The organism is Streptomyces yunnanensis (assembly GCF_029011865.1).
In the GTDB taxonomy this organism is placed as follows: domain Bacteria; phylum Actinomycetota; class Actinomycetes; order Streptomycetales; family Streptomycetaceae; genus Streptomyces; species Streptomyces yunnanensis.
The window spans coordinates 3,758,087-3,780,443 of sequence record NZ_CP095749.1 but is presented as its reverse complement, the minus strand read 5'-3'; the positions used below and the strand labels follow the sequence as shown (position 1 = coordinate 3,780,443).

Below are 22,357 nucleotides of genomic sequence, written 5' to 3'. Positions count from 1 at the left end.
TGCGGGCTACCGTGAACCGGCGGTCCGACGGTCCGACGACCGTCAGCAGGGGCCGATCAGCAGGGGCCGATCAGTAGGGGCCGATGAAGCCGGCCATCACGTCCTCGATCTCCGGCACGGAGTCCTGCGCGGAGCGCAGCGTTTCCAGGCAGGCCCGGGTGATCGTCTCGGCACCGGGGTTGAACGCGTTCTCCAGCGGCCAGGACACCGGCGCCGGGCAGTCCGGCGGGGTGACCCGGCGCACCGGCGCCCGCAGCGCCTGCGGCACGTTCTCCGCCACCACGGCGGCGACCTCCGCCGAGAACCCGTAGCGGGCCCAGCTGGTGTCCGCGACCACCAAGTGGCCGGTCTTCGCGACCGATTCGCAGATCATCGCGTCGTCGAGCGGCCGGATACTGCGCACATCGACCACCTCGGCACTGACGCCGTGGCCGGCCAGCACCTCGGCGGCCCGCTCGGCCTCGTGGACCATCAGCGAGGCCGCCACGATGGTGATGTCGTCACCGGCCCGGGCGATCCGCCCCTTGCCGAACGGGACCGCCACCGGCTCCTCGGGGACCTCGCCCTCCAGGCCGTACAGCCCGCGGTTCTCCAGCAGGATGACGGGGGTGTCCGCCCGCAGCGCGCTGATCAGCAGACCCTTGGCGTCGGCGGGCGAAGCCGGGGTCGCCACGTACAGGCCGGGGAAGTGGCCGAACAGCGACTGGAGGCTCTGCGAGTGGGTGGCGCCCTGGCCCCAGCCGCGGCCGATGATCCCGCGCATCACGACCGGCGCGCTGCCCCGGTTCCCGTACATGTAGCGCCACTTCGCGGCGAGGTTGAAGATGCCGTCCATGGCCAGGAACATGAAGTCGTCCCGGGTGTGCACCACCAGGGGCCGCAGCCCCATCGACGCGGCGCCGACGGCGATGCCCGCGAAGGCGTTCTCGCCGTTGGGGATGTCCATCACCCGCGCGGACCCGAAGCGCGCGAAGGCGTCGCCCGTGGTGCCGTAGACCCCCTTGTGGTCGTCGACGCTCTGGCCGGCCAGCACGATGGACGGGTCGGCCTCCATGCACTGGACCGTCGCCTCGCTGATCGCCTGGCTGTAGGTGAGTTTCCGCATTGTCCGCATCCCCTTCAGTTCTCGTACGTCCCGCTGAGCAGGTCCTCGACACGGGGGAACGGGCTCGCCTTCGCCAGCGCGATCGCCTCGCGCACCTCGGCGCGGAACTCCCGGTCCCAGGCGGCCACCGCATCCTCGATACCGGGGTCGGTGGCGCGCAGTGCCTGGGTGGTCCGGCGGATGGGGCAGCGCTCGATCCAGGACTCCACCTCGTCCCGGGGGCGGACGCCGAGCTCGTGGTCCCAGTGCGGGCCGACGTGCTCGCGCCAGCGGTAGGTGTCCAGCTCCAGGAAGTAGGGGCCGTTGCCCTCGCGGCAGTGCAGCGCCGCCTTGTGCGCGGCCTCGTACACGGCCTGGACGTCGTTGCCGTCGACCTGCTCGGCCCGGATGCCGTAGCCGCGGGCCCGGCCGGTGATGCTGGTGCCCGACGGCTGGCGGGCGGCGACCGGCGAACCCAGCGCGTACTGGTTGTTCTCACAGACGAAGATCACAGGCAACCGGTGCAGGGCGGCGAAGTTTAAGGACTCGTGGAAGACGCCCTCTTCGGAGGCGCCGTCGCCGAAGAAAGTGGCCGCCACACGGGGCGCCCCTTCGCGGGCGAAGGCCCAGGCGGCGCCGGTGGCCACCGAGATCATCTCGCCGAGGATCGCCGACGAGGCCGCGAAGCCCGCGTCCTGGTCGGTCAGGTGCACCGAGCCGCCGCGGCCCGCGGCGCAGCCGGACTCCTTGCCGTAGAACTCGGCGACCATGGCGCGCAGATCGCCGCCCTTGGCCAGGTAGTGGGCGTGACAGCGGTGACCGCTGTAGACGACGTCCTCGCGGCGCAGCGCGGCACACACGCCGACGGCGGTGGCCTCCTGACCGATGGAGAAGTGCACGGGCGTGCGCATCTCCTGCTCATCGCGATAGACGTCGGCTATGACTTCCTCGGCGCACCGGATGCGCACCATGTTGCGCAGCAACTGCCGTGGTTCCACGAAAAGTTCCTCGCTCTCAGAAAGTTCCAAGGGGGGGACAGGGGTCCCGATACGGGGTCGATCGCGGTCGCGGCCGCGGGCACGGCACGGTGACGGTCCGGGATGCCTTGAGGGCGGTCGCCGATGCGCCGACCCGACGGTGCGCTTCGCGCAGGCCCCGCCGCCAGTCGTGCACCCGGGCGTCCCGGTGCCGCTGCTGTTGTCTATGGATCGTGACCGCGGCCGGTGTGCTCTCACCGGACTTGAAGGCCGACTTCGCACAGCCGGCGAGCTACTTCTTCACCTGCGGCATGGTGGCGTCAGTGCTGACGCCGGGATATGCGTGCACGGTCCCCTCGCCCGCGCGGTCGCCGGTGTTGCGTACGGTCACCACGGCCGTCGGACCGTTGTCGGTGCGCTGTACAGCAAGATCACTGTAAACGAATTCGGTGTACAACGGGCGGTATCCGAAAGGGAAGATCGACTCAATGTCTGGCCGCCCCAGTCAGCACTGTTCGACGTCGATCCCCCTGCGCCGCCCTCGCCGACCACCCACGCCGCCGCGGCGCCCTGCCCCCGGCCCGCCGACGCCAGTCATACCGAGGATCGCCAGACACCGGTGCCCGCCAACCCTCTTGGGGCTTCGCCAGTCATCGGGGATCGCCAGACACCGGAGGCTGCCAGGCACCCTTCATCATGACCTCGACTGGGATCCCGTGCGCGTTCAGGAGGGAATGCTTCGCTTCCACCCTCTCCCGATGATCGGCCGTGCCATCCTCAACAGCGCGGAAGCGCACTGGCTCATGGGGTGCTTCACATCCACGGAGTGGTGGCGCCGGCCTGTCGGGCAGAGCGATCTTGCTTGACCCTTGGGGTTCCTGGGAGCTGCCAGTCAGCGGCCACCCTCGCGTGGATACCAACAGCCCTGGTGTGGTGGCTGCATCTGCCGTCGCGCTGGACATGACATGCCCCATCAGTGCAGGTGAGCTGAAGGAGAGCGCAGGGTCGGAATCTTCCAGCGCTGTCAGACGGCTCCCAGGTCGACAGTGACGGAGAAGGGTGCGGCAGCCTTGATCACGCCGGTGAAGATCTCGCCGTCCCTGTAGGCATTGGCGGCGGGGTCGAGAACGTAGGTGTAGACGAGGGGGACACCGGTGGCGGCCTGTTCGACCCGCCAGTAGAAGGGGATGCCGGCCTTGGCGTACTGGTCCACCTTCACGATCCGGTCGGTGGTTTCCGAGCCGGGTGACACGACCTCGGCGACCAGGAGTACGTGTTCGGGGCGGGTGGGCGTGAGGCCGATGGTCTCAGCCCGATAGACGACGACGTCCGGACGGCGGTTGGTGAGTGGAACGTCCTGCGGACGGACGTCGAAGTCCGTGTCGGCGTTCCAGTCCGGGCCTGCGACGGCGTCCAGCGCATTGGCCAGGATTCGGGCCAGCCGGTTGTGCCGCTTTGACGCGCTCGGGCTCGCAACGACCATCCCGTCCACGACCTCGATGCCGGCACACTGCTCCTCGGACCAGGAGTCGTACTGCTCCGCGCTGATCTGCGTATGCATCCACGCGGGCGCCATCACATCGGCGGTTCGAGGAGCTTCGGCAGTTCCAGCGCTGCTGGGCTCAGCCTACTGTCCTGTGATGCCGGGGCGCCCGATTCGGAAGAGTGCCAGGAGATGATCGACATCGACCTGTTCCGCCTGCCATGGCTACCGTCGCAGGCGACCCCGTCCCCGAAGCCGGCGTCTTGCGGGGTTCTAAAACGTTTCCGTGGCGATGAATGCGACTTCGGCGACACCGCAGGAACCCACCGTGTCCGCCTTGCCTAAGGCGCATCCCACCCACGTGGCGCGCTGGGCAGGATGCATGAAGCCCGGGTAGCGACAGTCTCGACAAAATGCTGGCACCAAGCGAGTTGCTACGAGGGGAGGCTGTCGTCCCTCACGTGGTGGCGCGCAAGTGCGGCTCGGCCAAGCGAGGCAGGGCCGGTGCGGGCCTCGTGGACGGGGTTGGGCCTTGTGAGAGGCTGGGCTGTATGAACCGGTTGGCTGGTGTGACCTCGCCTTATCTGCTTCAGCATGCCGACAATCCCGTCGACTGGTGGCCGTGGACGCCGGAGGCTTTCGAGGAAGCGCGGCGGCGCGATGTGCCCGTTCTGCTCTCGGTTGGCTACTCTGCGTGCCACTGGTGCCATGTCATGGCCCGGGAAAGTTTCGCGGACCCGGCGCTCGCCGTGCTGATCAATGAGCACTTCGTGGCCGTCAAGGTCGATCGCGAGGAGCGCCCGGACGTCGACGCGGTCTACATGGAGGCCGTGCAGGCCGCCACCGGTCAGGGCGGCTGGCCGATGACCGTCTTCCTCACCCCCGACGCCGAGCCCTTCTACTTCGGTACGTACTTCCCGCCCGAGCCGCGCCACGGCATGCCGTCCTTCCGGCAGGTCCTCGAAGGGGTCCGCAGCGCCTGGGCCGACCGGCGCGACGAGGTCGGCGAGGTCGCCGGCCGGATCGTGGCCGACCTCGCGGGCCGCTCGCTGGCCGAGTCGCTGGCCAAGGGCGAGCAGCGTCCCCCGCGCCCCGAGGAGCTGGCCGCCGCCCTGTTGGGCCTGACCCGTGAATTCGACGCGGTGCACGGCGGGTTCGGCGGCGCACCCAAGTTCCCGCCGTCCATGGCCCTGGAGTTCCTGCTCCGCCACCACGCCCGGACCGGCTCCGCGGGCGCCCTGGAGATGGTCGAGGCGACCTGCGCGGCGATGGCCCGCGGCGGGCTCTACGACCAGCTCGGCGGCGGGTTCGCCCGCTACTCCGTCGATCGGGAATGGGTCGTTCCGCACTTCGAGAAGATGCTCTACGACAACGCCCTGCTGTGCCGCGTCTACGCCCACCTGTGGCGCGCCACCGCCGGCGACGGAGCCGCTGCGGGAATCAGCGACCTGGCCCGTCGGGTCGCCCTGGAGACCGCCGACTTCATGGTCCGCGAACTCCGCACCGACCAGGGCGGCTTCGCCTCCGCGCTGGACGCCGACAGCGACGACGGGTCCGGCCGGCACGCCGAGGGCGCCTACTACGTCTGGACGCCGGAGCAGCTGCGCGCCGTACTGGGGGAGCGGGACGCCGAGCTCGCCGCCACGTATTTCGGCGTCACCGAGGAGGGCACCTTCGAGGAGGGCGCCTCCGTGCTGCAACTCCCCGACACCGGCGGCCTGGTCGAGGTGGAGCGGGTGGCGTCGGTGAAGCAGCGGCTGCTCGCGGCGCGTGCGGAGCGCCCCCGCCCGGAGCGCGACGACAAGGTCGTCGCCTCCTGGAACGGCCTGGCCATCGCCGCGCTCGCCGAGACCGGCGCCTACTTCGACCGGCCCGATCTGATCCAGGCCGCCACCGACGCCGCGGACCTGCTCGTCCGCGTCCACATGGACTGGCAGGCCCGGCTGCACCGCACTTCCCGGGACGGCACGGCCGGCCCCAACGCCGGTGTCCTGGAGGACTACGCGAACGTCGCCGAGGGCCTGCTCACGCTGGCCTCGGTCACCGGGGAGGGCGTCTGGGTGGAGTTCGCGGGCTTCTTCCTGGACACCGTCCTGGTGCAGTTCACCGCCCCGGACGGCACGCTCTACGACACCGCCGCCGACGCCGAGCGGCTCATCCGCCGCCCCCAGGACCCGACCGACAACGCCACGCCCTCCGGGTGGACCGCCGCGGCCGGCGCGCTGCTCTCGTACGCGGCGCTGACCGGCAGCGCACTGCACCGGGACGCCGCGGAGCGCGCCCTGGGCGTGGTCACCGCCCTCGGCGGCCGGGCGCCGCGCTTCATCGGCTGGGGACTGGCCGTCGCCGAGGCCGCGCTGGACGGGCCGCGCGAGGTCGCGGTGGTCGGCCCGGCGGACGATCCGGCCACCCGCGCGCTGCACCGGGCCGCGCTGCTGGGCACCGCCCCCGGGGCGGTGGTGGCCCTGGGCGCCCCGGGGGAGGACGCCGCCGCGGAGGTGCCGCTGCTCATGGCGCGCCCCCTGGTCGACGGCCGACCGGCCGCCTACGTGTGCCGCCACTTCACCTGCGAGCGGCCCACGACGGACCCGGAGGAGCTGACGGAGCGACTGCGCTCCTGAGGGCGTGCGGAGGGGCCGCGACCCGTAGGCCGGCCCCTCCCGCCCGGACCCGGTCGGCTGCCCCGCCTCAGGTCCGCTGCCCCGCCTCAGGTCCTAGGTCCAGCGACCGGGTTGAACTTGACGTGTGCGTCAGGTTTTAGCCTCGGGGCATGACGAACCGCACGCACCGCGAAGTCCGCCTGACCGCCCGCCCCACGGGGCCGGTCACCGACGACCTCTTCGAGATCGTGGAGGTCCCCGTTCCGGAACCGGCGGACGGCCAGGTACTCGTACGCAACTCCCTGATGTCCGTCACCGCCGTGATGCGCACCCTGATGAACGAGGTCACCGACGTCCCCATGCCGTCCTTCGTGATCGGCCAGCCGCTCCACGGGGCCGCCGTCGGCGAGGTGCTCGCCGCCCCGGGGACCGACCTTCAGCCGGGCGACCTGGTCCAGCACCGCCTCGGCTGGCGCGAGTACGCCCTGGTGGACGCCGCGCAGGCGCAGCGCCTCGACCCCGGACTGCTGCCCGACCCGGCCGGCTACCTCTCGCAGGGGCCCACCGCCCTGATGGGCATCGACCGCGGCGCCGGAGTGCGCCCCGGGGACACCGTGTTCGTCACCGGGGCGGCCGGCGGCGTCGGCTCTCTGGCCGGCCAGATCGCCAAGCTCCGCGGCGCCTCCCGGGTCATCGGCAGTACGGGCTCGCGGGAGAAGGCCGACCGGCTCCGCACGGAATTCGGCTTCGACGCGGTGGTCATTCGCGGCGCCGGGCCCATCGAGGAGCAGCTGCGCGCGGCCGCCCCCGAGGGCATCGACGTCCTCTTCGACAACGTGGGCGGCGAACAGCTCCAGGCCGCGATCGCCGTCGCCCGGCGCGGCGCCCGACTCGCCCTCGTGGGCGCGCTCGCCGCCCAGCTCTCCGACGGGGCCGTGACCACCACGCCGATCGACACCCTGTCGCTGCTCTCCCGCGGCATCACGATGCGCGGTGTGGCCCTCTACGACCACCTGGACATCGTCCCGCAGTGGCACGAACTGTTCGCCCAGGGGCTGCGCGAGGGCACCCTCACCTTCCCGCACACCCGGCTCCACGGCATCGAGCAGGCCCCGCGGGCCCTGCAGGAACTTCTTGCCGGGAAGCATCTGGGCTCGGTACTCGTGGAGTTGTGAGGCCCGGTATACGGGACGGCGGCCAAGCGCGCAGCGGCGGGCGCGGCGGCATCCGGCACTGTCGTTCCCCGGAAGGGAGCCGGAAAGGTTTCCGCCCCGGAGGTAGCCTGCACGGGTGACGACCTTGCTCGGGTGCCGTTCTCTCGTCCAGGAGGCCGCGGCGCTGCGGTCCGGTGCGGACGATCCCGCCGACGCGGTGCGCCGCACCTGTGACCGCATCGACGCCGTGGACCCCCGCCTCCGGGCTTTCGTGCCGGAGCCGGGGCGCCGCGCCCGACTGCTGGCGGCTGCCCGGGAGTTGGCCGCGGCCGGCCCGCCGGGATCCGCCGGACGCCCCGCCCTGTACGGCGTGCCGGTCGGGGTCAAGGACATCGTGCACGTCGACGGGCTGCCCACGCGGGCCGGTTCGGCGCTGCCGCCCGAGGAACTCGCCGGCCCGCAGGCGGCCGTCGTGGAGAGACTGCGCGCCGCGGGGGCGCTGATCGCGGGCAAGACCGTGACCGCGGAGTTCGCGGTGACCGCCCCCGGGCCGACCCGCAACCCTCACAACCTGGCGCACACGCCAGGGGGGTCGAGCAGCGGGTCGGCGGCCGCGGTCGCCGCGGGGATGGTCCCGCTGGCCATCGGGACGCAGACGGTCGGCTCGATGATCCGGCCCGCCGCCTACTGCGGAGTGGTCGGTTTCAAGCCGACCTACGGGCGCATTGCGCTCGACGGGGTCATTCCGAACGCGCTCAGTTTCGACACCCTCGGGTGCTATGCGACGGATGTGGCGGGGATCGCGCTGGCCGCGCCGGTGCTCTGCGACGGGTGGCGCCCGGCGGACGGCGACGGGGCCGCGGATGCGGCCCGCCCGGAGGGGCCGCCGGTGCTGGGCGTACCGTCCGGCCCCTATCTGGAGCGGGCCGACGACGAGGCGCGCAGGGCCTTCGAGGCCCAGCGCACGGCGCTGGCGGCGGCCGGCTACGAGGTGCGCGAGGTGCCCGTGATGGCCGACTTCGCGGCGATCGTCGAGCAGCTCTTCACCATGAACCGCTACGAGGTCGCCCGCGCCCACGCCCAGTGGTTCGCGCGCCACGCCGACCTCTACCGGGAGCAGACCACGGCCGCCATCCGCGAGGGCCGGACGATCGGGGACGCCGCCTACGAGGCCGCCCGGGAGCGCCGCGCCGCCTTCCGCGAACGGCTCGCGGCCGACGGTGCGGACGCCGGCATCGACCTGTGGATCACCCCCGCGGCCACCGGCCCCGCGCCGGCCGACCTGACCACCACCGGTACCTCGATCATGTGCCTGCCGTGGAGCAACGCCGGGCTGCCGTCGCTGAGCCTGCCCGCCGGCCGGGCCGCGGGCGGGCTGCCGTTGGGGCTCCAGTTGGTGGGCCGGTCCGGCGCGGACGAGGCGCTGCTGTCCTGGGCGAGGGGCGTCGAGCGCGTACTGAACGGAGCGGCCGGGGCCGCCGGCGCACCGACGAGCGAACGCTGACGCCGCGGGCGCCACGGGGGACGAAGGGCGGGGCGGATGCGTATCGGGGACGCGGCGGTAGTGGCCGGACTGACGCCGCGGGCTTGCGCTACTACGAGCAGCAGGGGCTGGTGACGGGCCGGAGGACGCCGTCGGGCCATCGGGAGTACGACGCGGAGGACGTCCGCCGGCTGCGGGCCGGGCGCGGAGCGCTGTGCGGCCGCCGAGGTGGTGGCCCGGCGCCGGCTGGCCGAACTGGACGGCCATATCGCGCGGTTGTCCCGGTTGCGGGAGCGCTTGGCGGCGCGCCTGGGGGAGTCCGGCGGGTGGCCGGGCTCGGGGGCGGGGGAGGGCTCGCTCAGAGGGTGAGCCCGCGGGCCAGGACGTCCATCGACCGGTTGATCAGCGCCTCCGGGCTCGCCGCCTGACAGTCCTCGGCCCAGCGCAGCAGTGCCTCCTGGAGGGCGGCCAGGGCCGCCGCGCTGATGACGCGGATCCCCAGGTCGTCCGCCGGGCGGCCGGTGCGCTCGGCCAGTGCGGCGCTGATGACGTCGATGTGGCGGGCGGTGAGTTCGGCGGTGCGGCCGCGGACCGCGGGCACGTCCCGGATCAGCCGGATTCGCTGGAGGAGTTCGTCGCGGTCGGCCGCGCTGATGTCGTGCATGATCCCGACGGTGACGTGCCGCAGCGTCTCGGCTATCGGCTCGCCGGGCGGGCGGGCCCGGATTCCGCACTCCAGCAGGGCGTCGTACTCGCCGGTGAGCACGATGTCCTCCTTGGTCGGGAAGTAGCGGAAGACCGTGCTGGGGGAGACCTCCGCCGCCTGGGCGATCCGGTCGACCGGGGTCGCGTCGTAGCCCCGCTCCGCGAAGAGCCGGAAGGCGGCGCGGCGGATCGCCTGCCGGGTCTGGATCTTCTTCCGCTCGCGCAGCCCGGGTTTCGGTGTGCCGGGCCGCGCTGCGGCGGGGGTGTGTGCGGGGACCATGCGGCCCATTGTCCCCATCCGCCGTGTGGCGGATGTGCGGTGCATTGACAGAGCTCTGACTGTCAGTGGGGTGTGTCACGCTACGACAGGGGAATGATTACCGACGGTGACATTCGAAAGGAGGTTCGTGGTGCGACCCGTGATGCATGTGTACACCGCGTTCGCCGCCGCGCTGTGCGTCGGTGGCTTCCTGCTGGGTGGCGGCCTGCTGGTGACGGCCCTGGTGCTGGCCGGGCTGGCGGCCCTGACGTGGCACGTGGCCGCGGCCTCTCGGCCGCGGCCGAGAGGCCGCGGGGCGGCGGCCGGGAGGGCGGACCGGAGACCCGTGGGGCCGGTCGCGCGGCTCCGGCCCGCCTCAGGAATGCGTATACGCGACGAGCGAGATGCCGACGTAGTGCACGACGAAGGCCGCAAGGGTGAAGGAGTGGAAGACCTCATGGAAGCCGAACCACCGCGGTGAGGGGTTGGGGCGCTTGATGCCGTAGATCACGCCGCCCGCGCTGTAGAGCAGCCCGCCGACGATGACGAGGACGAGGACGGCGATGCCGCCGGTGCGCAGGAAGTCGGGCAGGAAGAAGACGGCGGCCCAGCCCATCGCGATGTAGCAGGGGGTGTACAGCCAGCGAGGGGCGCCGACCCAGAAGACCCGGAAGGCGATGCCGGCCAGTGCGGCGGCCCAGACCGCCCAGAGCAGCACCTGCCCCCGGGTGCCTGTCACCAGGAGCAGCGTCAGCGGCGTATAGGTGCCGGCGATGATCAGGAAGATGTTGGCGTGGTCGAGTCGGCGCAGCACTCCGTCGATCCGCGGGCTCCAATTGCCGCGGTGGTACAGGGCGCTGACGCCGAACAGCAGGCAGGCGCTGATGGTGTAGATCGCGCAGGCCAGTCGGCCGCGGGGGCTGTCGGCGAGCGCCGTCAGCACGATGCCGGAGAGCAGGACGGCCGGGAACATCCCGGCATGCAGCCAGCCGCGCAGCTTCGGCTTGAGCGGCGCCGTCGCGGCGGCGACCGCCGTGGCGACGGGGGACCCGGTATCGGTCCCGGACGGCGCGACAGGGGGGCGGCTTTCGGCGGCGTCGGGCGCGGAAGTCATGGCGCAATGCTACCTACGCAACCGTAAGTTACGGATTCGTCCGGAAGTGGTGACGGTCACCACGGCGCCCCCTGGACAGAACCGAATCAGGGTCGGATGATCAAATGAGTGCGGTCGGCACCGGATGAGCGGTCACGAAGCATCCGGGTCGCAGCCCCCAAGGGGCAGATAAGTAAAAGAAGCGGTCTTCTTGTCTTGTGTGCAGGAAGTCGACCAAACCCCTCATCTAGGAGCGATCGTGGCGCGCGACAACGCGGCTCCCACCCCGACCCGGCACCAGGCCCTGCGCGACTGGGTCGGCGAGATAGCGGCGATCACCCAGCCCGACCGGGTCGTCTGGTGCGACGGCTCGGAAGCGGAGTACGAGCGGCTGTGCGAAGAGCTCGTCGAGAAGGGCACCTTCAAGAAGCTCGACCCGATCAAGCGCCCCAACTCGTACTACGCCGCCTCCGACCCGACGGACGTGGCGCGTGTCGAGGACCGCACCTTCATCTGCTCGGAGAAGGAAGAGGACGCCGGCCCCACCAACCACTGGAAGGCGCCCGCCGAGATGCGGGAGATCTTCGTGGGGGAGCAGGGCGTCTTCCGCGGCGCGATGAAGGGCCGGACGATGTACGTCGTCCCGTTCTGCATGGGGCCGGTCGGCTCCCCGCTCTCCGCCATCGGGGTGGAGATCACCGACTCCGCGTACGTCGCCGTGTCGATGCGCACCATGACGCGGATGGGCCAGGCGGTCCTCGACGAGCTCGGTGAGGACGGCTTCTTCGTCAAGGCCGTGCACACCCTCGGCGCCCCGCTCGCCGAGGGCGAGCAGGACGTGCCGTGGCCGTGCAACTCCACCAAGTACATCTCGCACTTCCCCGAGTCCCGGGAGATCTGGTCCTACGGCTCCGGCTACGGCGGCAACGCCCTGCTCGGCAAGAAGTGCTACGCGCTGCGGATCGCCTCCGTCATGGCCCGTGACGAGGGCTGGCTGGCCGAGCACATGCTCGTGCTCAAGCTGACCCCGCCGCAGGGCGAGGCCAAGTACGTCGCCGCGGCGTTCCCGAGCGCCTGCGGGAAGACCAACCTCGCCATGCTGGAGCCGACCATCCCGGGCTGGACGGTCGAGACCATCGGCGACGACATCGCCTGGATGCGGTTCGGCCAGGACGGCCGGCTCTACGCGATCAACCCCGAGGCCGGTTTCTTCGGCGTCGCGCCCGGCACCGGCGAGCACACCAACGCCAACGCCATGAAGACCCTCTGGGGCAACTCCGTCTTCACCAACGTCGCCCTGACCGACGACGGCGACGTGTGGTGGGAGGGCATGACGGAGGAGACCCCGAAGCACCTCACGGACTGGAAGGGCAACGACTGGACGCCCGATGCCGCCCAAGAGGAAAGCGGATACCGTCCGGCCGCGCACCCCAACGCCCGCTTCACCGTGCCCGCCGCCCAGTGCCCGACCATCGCGCCCGAGTGGGAGGACCCCAAGGGAGTGCCGATCTCGGCCATCCTCTTCGGCGGTCGCCGGGCCAGCGCGGTGCCGCTGGTGACCGAGTCGCTGAGCTGGCAGCACGGTGTCTTCCTCGGCGCCAACGTGGCCTCGGAGAAGACCGCCGCGGCCGAGGGCAAGGTCGGCGAGCTGCGCCGCGACCCGTTCGCCATGCTGCCGTTCTGCGGCTACAACATGGGCGACTACATGGCGCACTGGATCAAGGTGGGGGCCGACAAGGACCAGGCCAAGCTGCCGAAGATCTACTACGTCAACTGGTTCCGCAAGGACGACGAGGGTCGCTTCGTGTGGCCGGGCTTCGGTGAGAACAGCCGGGTGCTCAAGTGGATCGTCGAGCGGCTGGCGGGCACGGCCGGGGGCGTCGAGACCCCGATCGGCGTGCTGCCCACCAAGGACGCGCTGGACACCGAGGGCCTCGAACTCTCCGACAAGGACCTGGACTTCCTGCTCACCGTCGACAAGGAGGTCTGGCGCGAGGAGGCCGCGCTGGTCCCCGAGCACCTGAACACCTTCGGCGACCACACGCCGAAGGAGCTGTGGGACGAGTACCGCGCGCTGGTGCAGCGGCTCGGCTAGTGCCTGTTCGCCGGGCGGCGCGATGCGCACCGCCCGGCGCGTACCTCACCCGTCCGGGGCCCCGTGCGCGATGCGCGGGGCCCCGACGCGTGCGCGGACGGTCAGGCGGTGGCGAGGTCCGGGCTGCTCGCGTCGTGGGCGGCCAGCCGCTCCTCGGCCAGGGCGACGGCGCCGGCGTCGTTCCGGGACGTGGCGACGGCCAGGGCGTTCCCGGCGAGGGTGTGGGCGCGCTGCCGGAGGGCCGGTACCCGGCTCCGGTCGCCGCCGTCGGTGGGCTCGGCGCGCAGCGGATAGTGGCCGCTCAGCCGGGCGACCTCGACGGCGATGCGGTCGGCCGCCGAGGCCAGGGCGGCGCGCTCGGCGCCGCACTCGGTCAGGGCGTGCAGCTCGTCGGTGACGGTGAGCAGGGCGGTCAGCTGTCCGGCGAGCCGGATGTCCAGCTCCTCCTCACGGGAGCGGTGCGGGATCCCCGGGGCGACGGCCATGGTGTGGACCGACTTGGTGCGGATCGGTTCGTACATGGGACGGCCTCCTGAAAACGTCTAGGAGGCCATCCTAGCTTAGACTCTGTCTAAAGTTATGGTCCGTACAGAATTTGCTGCGCCTCAGTACTGTCCGTAACCGTCGAGGAAGGCGCCAATTCGGGTGACGGCGTCCGCCAGATCGTCCTTGTTCGGCAGCGTCACCAGGCGGAAGTGGTCCGGCTCGGGCCAGTTGAAGCCGGTGCCGTGGACGATCATGATCTTCTCGGCGCGCAGCAGGTCCAGCACCATCCGCCGGTCGTCCTTGACCTTGTACACCGCGGGATCCAGCCGGGGGAAGGCGTAGAGCGCGCCCTTCGGCTTGACGCAGCTGACGCCCGGTATCTGCGTGAGCAGCTCGTAGGCGGTGTCCCGCTGCTCCAGGAGTCGGCCGCCGGGCAGCACCAGGTCGTTGATCGACTGTCGGCCGCCGAGGGCGGTGGCGACCGCGTGCTGCACCGGCATGTTGGCGCACAGCCGCATGTTCGCCAGGATCGTCAGCCCCTCGATGTAGGAGGAGGCGTGCGCCTTCGGGCCGCAGACCGCCAGCCAGCCGCTGCGGTAGCCGGCGACCCGGTATGACTTGGACAGGCCGTTGAAGGTCAGTGTCAGCAGGTCCGGGGCGAGCGAGGCGAACGGGGTGTGGGTGACGCCGTCGTAGAGGATCTTGTCGTAGATCTCGTCGGCGCAGACGATCAGGTTGTGCCGGCGGGCGATCTCGGCGATCCCGCGCAGCAGTTCGTCGTCGTAGACCGCGCCGGTGGGGTTGTTGGGGTTGATGACGACGATGGCCTTGGTGCGGTCGGTGACCTTGCGCTCGATGTCGGCCAGGTCCGGCATCCAGTCGGCCTGCTCGTCGCAGCGGTAGTGGACGGCGGTGCCGCCGGAGAGCGAGACCGAGGCCGTCCACAGCGGGTAGTCCGGCGCCGGGACCAGCACCTCGTCGCCGTCGTCCAGCAGTGCCTGCATGGACATCTGGATCAGCTCGGAGACGCCGTTGCCGAGGTAGACGTCGTCGACGGAGAGCTCGATGCCCTGGGTCTCGTAGTGCTGCACCACCGCGCGGCGGGCCGAGAGCAGGCCCTTGGCGTCGCCGTAGCCGTGCGCGGTGCCGACCGAGCGGACGATGTCCTCCAGGATCTCCGGCGGGCACTCGAATCCGAAGGCCGCCGGGTTCCCGGTGTTCAGCTTGAGGATGCGGTGACCCGCCGCCTCCAGCCGCATGGCCTCTTCGAGGACCGGGCCGCGGATTTCGTAGCAGACGTTGGCGAGCTTCGTTGACTGGATCACCTGCATGACGGCCACTCTACGGGCGCGTAGCGGTGCGTGCCGGGTGGTTTTCGCCACGATGTGGCGGAGCGTGCGGTTTCCGTTACCTGACGTGACCGGTGGGGTGGGTGCTGATTTCGTGGCGGGGGTCGGCCGGCGGCCCGCGCCGGCGCGGTCAGCGGCGCCGGCCCGGCGTGCGCCGGATCGTGCGGCCCGCCAGGACGTCTGTACGGCGGCCGTCCTCGATGACGAAGCGGCCGTCGACCAGGACGTGCGGGATGCCGACCGGCAGGGCCCGCGGGGCGTCGAAGGTGGAGCCCGCGGCGACCGTCTCCGGATCGAAGAGGACCAGGTCGGCGCGGTACCCCTCGCGGACCAGGCCGCGGTCGGGCAGCCGCAGCCGGGCGGCGGGGCGGGAGGTCAGGTGGGCGACGGTCTCCTCCAGGGAGAGGACACCGAGGTCGCGGGCGTAGTGGCCGAGGTAGTGCGGAAACGTCCCGTACGCCCGCGGGTGCGGCTTGGTGCCCTGAAGGATGCCGTCGCTGCCGCCCGTGTGGACGGGGTGCCGCATGATGGCGCGGACGTTCTCCTCGTGGCCGACGTGCTGGAGGATCGTCGAGCCGAGGCGGTCGTCGATCAGCAGGCGACGGGCGGTGACCCAGGGGGCCTCGCCGCGCAGCGCCGCGGACCGGGCGACGGTCCGGCCGACGTACGAGCCGAGCCCGGGGTCGCTCACCCCGGAGACCTCGACGGTGTCCCACTCGATCGGTACCCCGTGACAGCCGTCCGAGCCGACCTCCTCGACGTGGTGGCGGATCCGCTCGGCGGTCCCCGCGTCCCTGAGGCGGGCCAGGGTCGCCTCCGGACCGCCCTCGTTGGCCCAGCTCGGCAGCATCGCGACGAGGGTGGTGGAGCCCGGGGTGTAGGGGTAGGTGTCGAGACTGATGTCGGCGCCGCCGGCGAGCGCCGCGTCGAGCAGGGCGAGCAGCTCGGCGGCCCTTCCCTTGTTCACCCCGAAGTTCATCGTGGCGTGCGCGAGGTGCAGGGCGCAGCCCGCGTTCCGGGTGAGCTCGACCATCTCCTCGTAGGCGGCCAGCGCCCCGGCTCCGTAGCTGCGGTGGTGCGGGCAGTAGTAGCCGTCGTACGCGGCCACCACCCGGCACAGCGCGGTGAGTTCGGCGTTCTCGGCGTACATGCCGGGGGTGTAGGTCAGGCCGGAGGACATGCCGACGGCGCCCTGCGCCAGGCCCTCGGCGACGAGTTGCCGCATCGCGTCGAGTTCGGCGGGGGAGGGGGTGCGGTCGTCCCAACCGACGGCGTACATCCGGACGGTGCCCTGCGGGACGAGGTAGGCGGTGTTGACCGCGATGCCCCGGCCGCCGTGGGCGGTGTCGAGGGCGTCGAGGTAGCCGCCGACCGTGCGCCAGGAGAAGTCGATGTCCGCGCCGTCGCCGTTCCAGCCGGTGATGGCCCGGCGGACCTCGGCGAGCGTGCGGTCGTCGACCGGGGCGTAGGACAGACCGTCCTGGCCGAGGACTTCGAGGGTGACGCCCTGGGCGGCCTTGGCGGTGTGCTCCGGGTCGAGCAGCAGCGCCAGGTCGCTGTGCGCGTGCATGTCGATGAAGCCGGGGGCGAGGGCGAGGCCGGCGGCGTCGACGGTGCGGGTGGCGGACGGGCGGGGGCCGGCGTCCGACGCGCGGTGGAGCGCGGCTATCCGGCCGTCGGCCAGGGCGACGTCGGCACGGTAGGAGGGCCCGCCGGACCCGTCGATGACGCGTACGTCGCGGAACACGGTGTCCATGGGCGGGCTGCCTTTCTCGCTGCCGTTCTCGGGCCTGCTCGGGAGGCGGGCGGGGGCGGCCGGACCGCCCCCGCGGGTATCAGAAGAACGTGCGGATGAAATCGACGACCGTTCCGTCCTCCTCGACCAGCGGGATCAACTGCCACTTGTCGAAGGAGGTGCACGGGTGCGACAGGCCCAGGGCGACCCAGTCGCCGACCTCCAGGTCCCCGGCGTGCTCGGTGCGCAGCCAGGCGTGCTGGTCGGACAGGCCGGTGACGGTGATGCCGGCCGCCGGGCGCAGGGTGCCGTCCCGGCCGGAGCGGACGGTCTGGGCCCGCGGCAGATCGAGGTCGTACGCCGCGTCCCGCTTGCCCGCGTTGAGGAACGCCTGCTCGGGGGTGGGTCGGGAGACGACCTGCGCCCAGAGCCGGAAGGCGGGCTGCAGCGCCCCCTCGTCCGGCACCCGGTTGAAGGGGGTGAGGTGGCGGTAGTGCCCGTCGTCGTGCGAGACGTACGCGCCCGAGCGCAGCAGTTTGAGGATCGGCGCGGAGAGCTCGGGGAGGTCGGCGAAGACCTCGGCGACGGTGTCGAACCACGCGCTGCCGCCGGCGCTGACCACGATCTCGTCGAGGTCGGCGAAGCGGCCGCAGGCGTCGAGGTCGGCGGCGAGCGCGACCAGCCGGCGCAGCCAGGCGGTGACCCGCTCCTGGTCCGCGTCGGGCACCTCGCCCTCGTAGCCGGCGACGCCGACCAGGCGGAGGGTGTCCACGCCCGCGATGGCGTCGGCCAGTTCGCGGCACTCGGCCTCGGTGCGGGCCCCGGTCCGGGCCCCCTCGCCGGCGCCCAGTTCGATGACGACGTCCACCGGTCGGGTGGCCTCGGCGGCGCGCAGCGCGGCGTCCATCAGCTCGATGCCGCGCACCGAGTCGACGTAGCAGATGAAGCGGAAGTCCGGGTCGGCGGCCAGCTCGCCGGCGAGCCAGTGCAGCGCGGCGGCGTCGACGACCTCGTTGGCCAGGAAGATCCGCTGGATGCCGAAGTCGCGGTAGACGCGGGCCTGGTGGGGGACGGCGGCGGTGATCCCCCAGGCGCCGTGCGCCAGCTGGCGGGCGAAGAGCTGCGGGGCCATGGAGGTCTTGCCGTGCGGGGCGAAGGCCAGGCCGTGCCGGGCGGTGTAGGTCTCCAGGAGGGCGAGGTTGTGCTCGACCGATGCGGCGGAGAGGGCCAGCACGGGCGTGGTGAAGCCGTCGGTGAAGAGGTTGCGGCGCTCGGCCGCCAGCTCCCCGACGGTGCGTCCGGCGGCATCCGGGGGGAGTGCCTTGAAGCGGTGATCGACCTTCTCGTCCGCGAGGTCGGTGAGTTCCTGCGCGAGCCGCTCGCCGGCCATGGAGCCTCCTCAAAGACCGTGTTGCACCCTCTGCAACACCCGTTGCGCATATCGCTGACAGCTGTCTAACATCCGAGCCATCGCCCGGTCAATGGTGAGAAAACCCGGGGCGAGGCAGGACGAAACGCGCCGCGGGCGGACGGAAAACCGCACGGAAAACCGGCCGCCGGAGGCCGGCACCGGAACCGGGCCGAAGACCGGAGGGACCTCCGGACCGGGAGCCGGTGCCGGACCGGCCGGGAGCCGGCCCGCCGCACCCCGCGGTAAGGCGAACCCTCCCCGAGCGCGTCGAGCGGGGAAAACCCGCAGCGTCGGCGGCACAGCGAAGGAGCGCAACCGATCGTGACCAGGTCCTCGAACGTCAACGACACCCCCGTCCCGGCGGCCGGCGCCGCCCCGGACGTCGATGTCGTCTGCCTCGGCGAGTCCATGGTCACCTTCCTGCCCACCGCCCCCGGGCCGCTCGCCGACGTCCCCGCCTTCGAGCGCGCCATCGGCGGCGCGGAGTCCAACGTCGCCTGCGCCCTCGCCCGGGCCGGCCACCCCACCCGCTGGATCTCCCGGGTCGGCGCGGACGGCTTCGGCGACCACCTCGTCCGCGAGATCGCCGGGTACGGCGTGGACACCCGCGCGGTCCGGCGCGACCCCCTCCGCCCCACCGGCATCTACTTCCGCACCGCCGGCGACCGCGCCACCGCCGCCCACGAGGTCGCCTACTACCGCGCCGGCTCGGCCGCCTCCGCGATGGCCCCCGCCACCGTGGACCTGACCGCCGTCCGCTCCGGCCGGGTGCTCCACCTCTCCGGGATCACCGCCGCGCTCTCCGCGGACTGCCTCGGCCTGCTGCGCGCCGTGATGGCCCGCGCGCCGCACGCCCACGGCGACCCGCCGGCCGGCGCCACCCGCCCGCTGATCTCCTTCGACGTCAACTACCGGCCGCACCTGTGGTCCGGCACGCAGGGCCCGCGGGTCCTCCTCGACCTGGCCCGCACCGCCGACGTGGTGTTCGTCGGCGCCGACGAGGCCCAGGCCGCCTGGGGCCTGCCCGACCCCCGGGCGGTCCGCGCGGCGCTGCCCGAGCCGGAGACCCTGGTCGTCAAGCTCGGCGCGGCCGGGGCGCTGGTCTTCCGCCGCGCCCCCGGCGCCGCCGACCGCGACGAGGCCCCCGCCGGCACCCTCGTCCCCGCCCCCACTGTCGACGTGGTCGCCGCGGTCGGCGCCGGCGACGCCTTCGCCGCCGGCTTCCTCTCCGCCGCCCTGCGCGGACTGCCGCTGCCCACCCGGGTCCGGCACGGCCACCTGTGGGCCGCCGCCGCCCTCACCGTCCCCGGCGACCTCGCCGCGCCCCCCGTCCGGGCCCTGGCCGACCGATTGGCCGCGCTCGACGACGGCGCCTGGGGGACACTGCACCTCGGCCCCGGTTGGACGGACGCCATGGAGGCCGCGGACCAGGAGGGACACGCAGTGGACGAGCGCAGCGGGACGACCGACGAGAGGCACGCCCCCGGCGCCGGCGGGGTCGAGCGAAGCGAGGCACGGACATGAGCCAGACCGTCGACCGTGCGCTGAGCATCCTGCCGCTGCTCGCCGAGGGACCCGCCGACCTCGGGCAGGTCGCCGACCGGCTCGGCGTCCACAAGTCCACCGCGCTGCGCCTGCTGCGCACCCTCCACGAGCACGGCCTCGTCTACCGCCAGCCCGACCAGCGCTACCGCCTCGGCGCCCGGCTCATCGCCCTGGCCCAGGAGGCCGTGGAGAACCTCGACGTCCGCGAGATCGCCCACCCCCACCTCGTCGAACTCAACGAGACGTGCGGCCACACCGTCCACCTCGCGGTCTACGAGGAGAACGAGGTCCTCTACATCGACAAGGTCGACAGCCGCTACCCGGTCCGGATGTACTCCCGGATCGGCAAGCCGGTGGCGATCACCGTCGCCGCGGTCGCCAAGCTGCTCCTGGCCGATCTGCCCGAGCCCGAGCGCCGCGCCCTCGCCGCGAAGCTCGACTACCCCCGCTACACGTCCCGTTCGACGCCCGACGCCGCGGCCTTCCTGGCCGAACTGGCCAAGGTGCGCGAACAGGGCTGGGCCACCGACCTCGGTGGCCACGAGGAGTCCATCAACTGCATCGGCGCCCCCATCCGGGGCGCGGACGGACGGGTCGCGGCCGCCATGTCGGTCTCCGCACCGAACGTCGTCGTCAGCGCGGAGGAACTCCTCGGCCTGCTCCCGCTGGTGCGCCGCACCGCCGACGCCATCAGCCGGGAGTACTCCGGCACCACAAGCCCCGGCCACAAGCCGGCCCCGTGAAGCACGTCTGAAGGACACACATGAGCGAGAAGATCGCCCTCACCCCGGCCACCCACACCACCCCGCCCGCGAAGTTCTCGCACGGCGTCAAGAAGGGCAACATCCTCCAGGTCGCCGGCCAGGTCGGCTTCCTGCCCGCCGTCGAGGGCCAGCCCCCGACGCCGGCCGGCCCGACGCTGCGCGAGCAGACCCTCCAGACCTTCGCCAACGTCCGGGCGATCCTCGAAGAGGGCGGCGCCACCTGGGACGACGTGATGATGATGCGCGTCTACCTCACCGACGTGGACCACTTCGCCGAGATGAACGAGATCTACAACGCCTACTTCGAGGAGCAGGGCCTCAACGAGGCCCCGGCCGCCCGGACCACCGTCTACGTCGGCCTGCCCAAGGGCCTGCTCATCGAGATCGACGCGCTCGCCGTCCTGAGCTGAGGCGTCAACACCCCTTGCACCGCCCGCCGTTAGCGCACCGCCGCGCGCACCGCACGCCGCTCGGCACGGCGCCCCGTCCGACCGGGGCGCCGTGCCGCGGTCCCCCCTGCCTGGACACATCACGCCTGACAACGGAGTCACCCATGGTCCTCGCCGCGCCCACCGCCCCACCGCCACCCCACACCGGCGGACTGCTCGCCCTGATACCGGGCACGCCCGGCCTGCTGACCGTCGCCGCCCTCGGCATCGCCCTGCTGCTCTTCCTGATCATGAAGGTCAGGCTGCAGCCCTTCGTCGCCCTGCTCGGCGTCTCCCTCGCGGTCGGCCTGGCCGCCGGCCTCTCGGTCACCGAACTCCTCGGCACGGTCCAGCTGCATCTATCAGCGCACTCCGCGCGGGCGGACGCGGTCTCCATGATCGAGACCGGCATGGGCGGGATCCTCGGCCATGTCGCCATCATCATCGGCCTGGGCACCATGCTCGGCGCGATCCTCGAAGTCTCCGGCGGGGCCGCAGTGTTGAGCGCCCGGCTGCTGGCCCTCTTCGGCGAGCGGCGGGCACCGCTGGCGATGGGCCTGACCGGCCTGATCTTCGGCATCCCGGTCTTCTTCGACGTCGGCATCTTCGTCCTGGCGCCGATCGTCTACGCCGCCGCCAAGAAGAGCGGCAGGTCGATCGTGCTCTACGCCATGCCGCTGCTGGCCGGACTGTCCATGACCCATGCCTTCCTCCCGCCGCACCCCGGACCGGTGGCCGCGGCCGGCCTGTTCAAGGTCGACCTGGGCTGGGTCATCCTGATGGGCGTGCTGTGCGGGGTGCCCGCGGTGCTCGCAGCCTGGGGGTACGCCGCGTGGATCGGCAAGCGGCTGTTCGTGCCGGTGCCGCAGGAGATGGCCGAGGCCGCCGAGGAGGCCCGGGCCGCGGTCGCCGCCGAGCAGACAGGGGGTGGGGGTTCCCCCTGCTCGGAGCCTGCCGGAGAGCTCGGGGGCGGCACCTCGCCGGAGAAGCCGGTCGCGCTGGGCACCGTCCTCGCCATCATCGGCACCCCGCTGGTGCTGATTCTGCTGGCGACCTTCTCCTCCATCGCGCTGGCCCCTTCCAGGGGCCGCTCGGTCATCGAGTTCCTCGGCCATCCCTTCGTCGCCCTGACCCTCGCCCTGCTGCTGGCGTACTACCTGCTCGGCGTGCGCCGCGGCTGGTCCCGCACGTCCCTGGAGAAGGTCTCCACCTCCTCCCTCAAGCCGGTCGGCAACATCCTGCTGGTCGTCGGCGCGGGCGGGATCTTCGGCGCGGTCCTCAAGGGCAGCGGGGTGGCCACCGCGCTGTCGGACACCTTCCACCACGTCGGCCTGCCGGTGATCGTGCTGGCCTACCTGCTCTCGCTGGCCCTGCGGGTGGCCCAGGGCTCGGCGACGGTGGCGATCGTGACCACCGCCGGGATCGTGCTGCCGCTGGTCGAGGCGCAGGGCTTCTCCCAGGCCCGGTTGGCGCTGGTCATCATGGCGATCTCGGCGGGCTCGATCTTCGCCTCGCACGTCAACGACGGCGGGTTCTGGATGGTCAGCAAGTACTTCGGGATATCCGAACGCGACACGCTGAAGTCCTGGACGGTCCTGGAATCGGTGCTCTCGGTCGTCGGATTCGCGGTGGCGGCGGCGCTCAGCCTGGTCTTCTAGCTGGTCTTCCAGCGAACCGCCGCGAATCGACCATGGAGCCGCGGGGCG

At 72.1% G+C, this 22,357-nt stretch carries 18 protein-coding genes; 9 read left to right on the top strand and 9 right to left on the bottom strand.

Features of this window, described 5'->3' with window-relative positions; all coding sequences use genetic code 11:
• Positions 1 to 70: 70 nt before the first annotated feature.
• The 3 genes from MOV08_RS16345 to MOV08_RS16335 all read right to left on the bottom strand — a co-directional run bounded on the left by MOV08_RS16345 (position 71) and on the right by MOV08_RS16335 (position 3,622).
• The gene (locus MOV08_RS16345) at positions 71 to 1,105 is read right to left on the bottom strand and encodes an alpha-ketoacid dehydrogenase subunit beta (RefSeq protein ID WP_039633273.1); all 1,035 of its coding nucleotides are present in this window, start codon (positions 1,103 to 1,105) and stop codon (positions 71 to 73) included.
• A 14-nt stretch (positions 1,106 to 1,119) separates the two neighbouring features.
• On the bottom strand, positions 1,120 to 2,082 hold the full coding sequence (locus MOV08_RS16340; RefSeq protein ID WP_239010057.1) for a thiamine pyrophosphate-dependent dehydrogenase E1 component subunit alpha: 963 nt from the start codon (positions 2,080 to 2,082) through the stop codon (positions 1,120 to 1,122).
• A 1,003-nt stretch (positions 2,083 to 3,085) separates the two neighbouring features.
• A complete protein-coding gene (locus MOV08_RS16335; protein WP_275307862.1) occupies positions 3,086 to 3,622 on the bottom strand; it encodes a Uma2 family endonuclease in 537 nt (178 codons plus the stop codon).
• A gap of 473 nt (positions 3,623 to 4,095) precedes the next feature.
• On the opposite strand from MOV08_RS16335, the gene MOV08_RS16330 reads away from it, so the two are divergent.
• From MOV08_RS16330 to MOV08_RS44175, 4 genes are all read left to right on the top strand, one after another.
• Positions 4,096 to 6,165: a thioredoxin domain-containing protein gene (locus tag MOV08_RS16330; protein ID WP_275307861.1), complete on the top strand. Its 2,070-nt coding sequence runs from the start codon at positions 4,096 to 4,098 to the stop codon at positions 6,163 to 6,165.
• Positions 6,166 to 6,314: 149 nt separating this feature from the next.
• A complete protein-coding gene (locus MOV08_RS16325; RefSeq protein WP_275307860.1) occupies positions 6,315 to 7,319 on the top strand; it encodes an MDR family NADP-dependent oxidoreductase in 1,005 nt (334 codons plus the stop codon).
• Between the two features lie 115 nt (positions 7,320 to 7,434).
• Complete coding sequence (locus MOV08_RS16320) at positions 7,435 to 8,802, top strand: amidase (protein ID WP_275307859.1); 1,368 nt, start codon at positions 7,435 to 7,437, stop codon at positions 8,800 to 8,802.
• Between the two features lie 110 nt (positions 8,803 to 8,912).
• Positions 8,913 to 9,209: a hypothetical protein gene (locus MOV08_RS44175; RefSeq protein ID WP_420834295.1), complete on the top strand. Its 297-nt coding sequence runs from the start codon at positions 8,913 to 8,915 to the stop codon at positions 9,207 to 9,209.
• Here the strand turns inward: MOV08_RS44175 and MOV08_RS16310 are convergent.
• Together MOV08_RS16310 and trhA are read right to left on the bottom strand one after the other, a co-directional pair.
• Positions 9,140 to 9,766: a TetR/AcrR family transcriptional regulator gene (locus tag MOV08_RS16310; RefSeq protein WP_275307858.1), complete on the bottom strand. Its 627-nt coding sequence runs from the start codon at positions 9,764 to 9,766 to the stop codon at positions 9,140 to 9,142. The genes MOV08_RS44175 and MOV08_RS16310 overlap by 70 nt on opposite strands.
• Before the next feature lie 355 nt (positions 9,767 to 10,121).
• Positions 10,122 to 10,859 (bottom strand): PAQR family membrane homeostasis protein TrhA, encoded by a 738-nt coding sequence (gene trhA / locus MOV08_RS16305; RefSeq protein ID WP_039633262.1) that lies wholly within the window; start codon positions 10,857 to 10,859, stop codon positions 10,122 to 10,124.
• A gap of 238 nt (positions 10,860 to 11,097) precedes the next feature.
• Between trhA and MOV08_RS16300 the strand changes: the two genes are divergently transcribed.
• A complete protein-coding gene (locus MOV08_RS16300) occupies positions 11,098 to 12,933 on the top strand; it encodes a phosphoenolpyruvate carboxykinase (GTP) (protein ID WP_275307857.1) in 1,836 nt (611 codons plus the stop codon).
• Between the two features lie 101 nt (positions 12,934 to 13,034).
• On the opposite strand, the gene MOV08_RS16295 is transcribed toward MOV08_RS16300, so the two are convergent.
• The 4 genes from MOV08_RS16295 to MOV08_RS16280 all read right to left on the bottom strand — a co-directional run bounded on the left by MOV08_RS16295 (position 13,035) and on the right by MOV08_RS16280 (position 17,893).
• On the bottom strand, positions 13,035 to 13,454 hold the full coding sequence (locus MOV08_RS16295; RefSeq protein WP_039633259.1) for an SCO4983 family protein: 420 nt from the start codon (positions 13,452 to 13,454) through the stop codon (positions 13,035 to 13,037).
• 84 nt (positions 13,455 to 13,538) lie between these two features.
• Complete coding sequence (locus MOV08_RS16290) at positions 13,539 to 14,750, bottom strand: pyridoxal phosphate-dependent aminotransferase (protein ID WP_039633257.1); 1,212 nt, start codon at positions 14,748 to 14,750, stop codon at positions 13,539 to 13,541.
• A gap of 148 nt (positions 14,751 to 14,898) precedes the next feature.
• Entirely contained in the window at positions 14,899 to 16,524 is a 1,626-nt protein-coding gene (locus tag MOV08_RS16285; RefSeq protein WP_275307856.1) for an N-acyl-D-amino-acid deacylase family protein, read from the bottom strand.
• A gap of 79 nt (positions 16,525 to 16,603) precedes the next feature.
• The gene (locus MOV08_RS16280; RefSeq protein ID WP_275307855.1) at positions 16,604 to 17,893 is read right to left on the bottom strand and encodes an amino acid deaminase; all 1,290 of its coding nucleotides are present in this window, start codon (positions 17,891 to 17,893) and stop codon (positions 16,604 to 16,606) included.
• A 342-nt stretch (positions 17,894 to 18,235) separates the two neighbouring features.
• Here MOV08_RS16280 and MOV08_RS16275 point away from each other — a divergent pair, with 342 nt between their 5' ends.
• From MOV08_RS16275 to MOV08_RS16260, 4 genes are all read left to right on the top strand, one after another.
• Positions 18,236 to 19,438: a sugar kinase gene (locus MOV08_RS16275; protein ID WP_275307854.1), complete on the top strand. Its 1,203-nt coding sequence runs from the start codon at positions 18,236 to 18,238 to the stop codon at positions 19,436 to 19,438.
• The gene (locus tag MOV08_RS16270) at positions 19,435 to 20,202 is read left to right on the top strand and encodes an IclR family transcriptional regulator (protein WP_073443704.1); all 768 of its coding nucleotides are present in this window, start codon (positions 19,435 to 19,437) and stop codon (positions 20,200 to 20,202) included. Before MOV08_RS16275 ends, MOV08_RS16270 begins: the two co-directional genes overlap by 4 nt.
• 20 nt (positions 20,203 to 20,222) lie before the next feature.
• Positions 20,223 to 20,633 (top strand): RidA family protein, encoded by a 411-nt coding sequence (locus MOV08_RS16265; protein WP_039633249.1) that lies wholly within the window; start codon positions 20,223 to 20,225, stop codon positions 20,631 to 20,633.
• Between the two features lie 143 nt (positions 20,634 to 20,776).
• On the top strand, positions 20,777 to 22,309 hold the full coding sequence (locus tag MOV08_RS16260; RefSeq protein WP_275307853.1) for a GntP family permease: 1,533 nt from the start codon (positions 20,777 to 20,779) through the stop codon (positions 22,307 to 22,309).
• Positions 22,310 to 22,357: the final 48 nt, after the last annotated feature.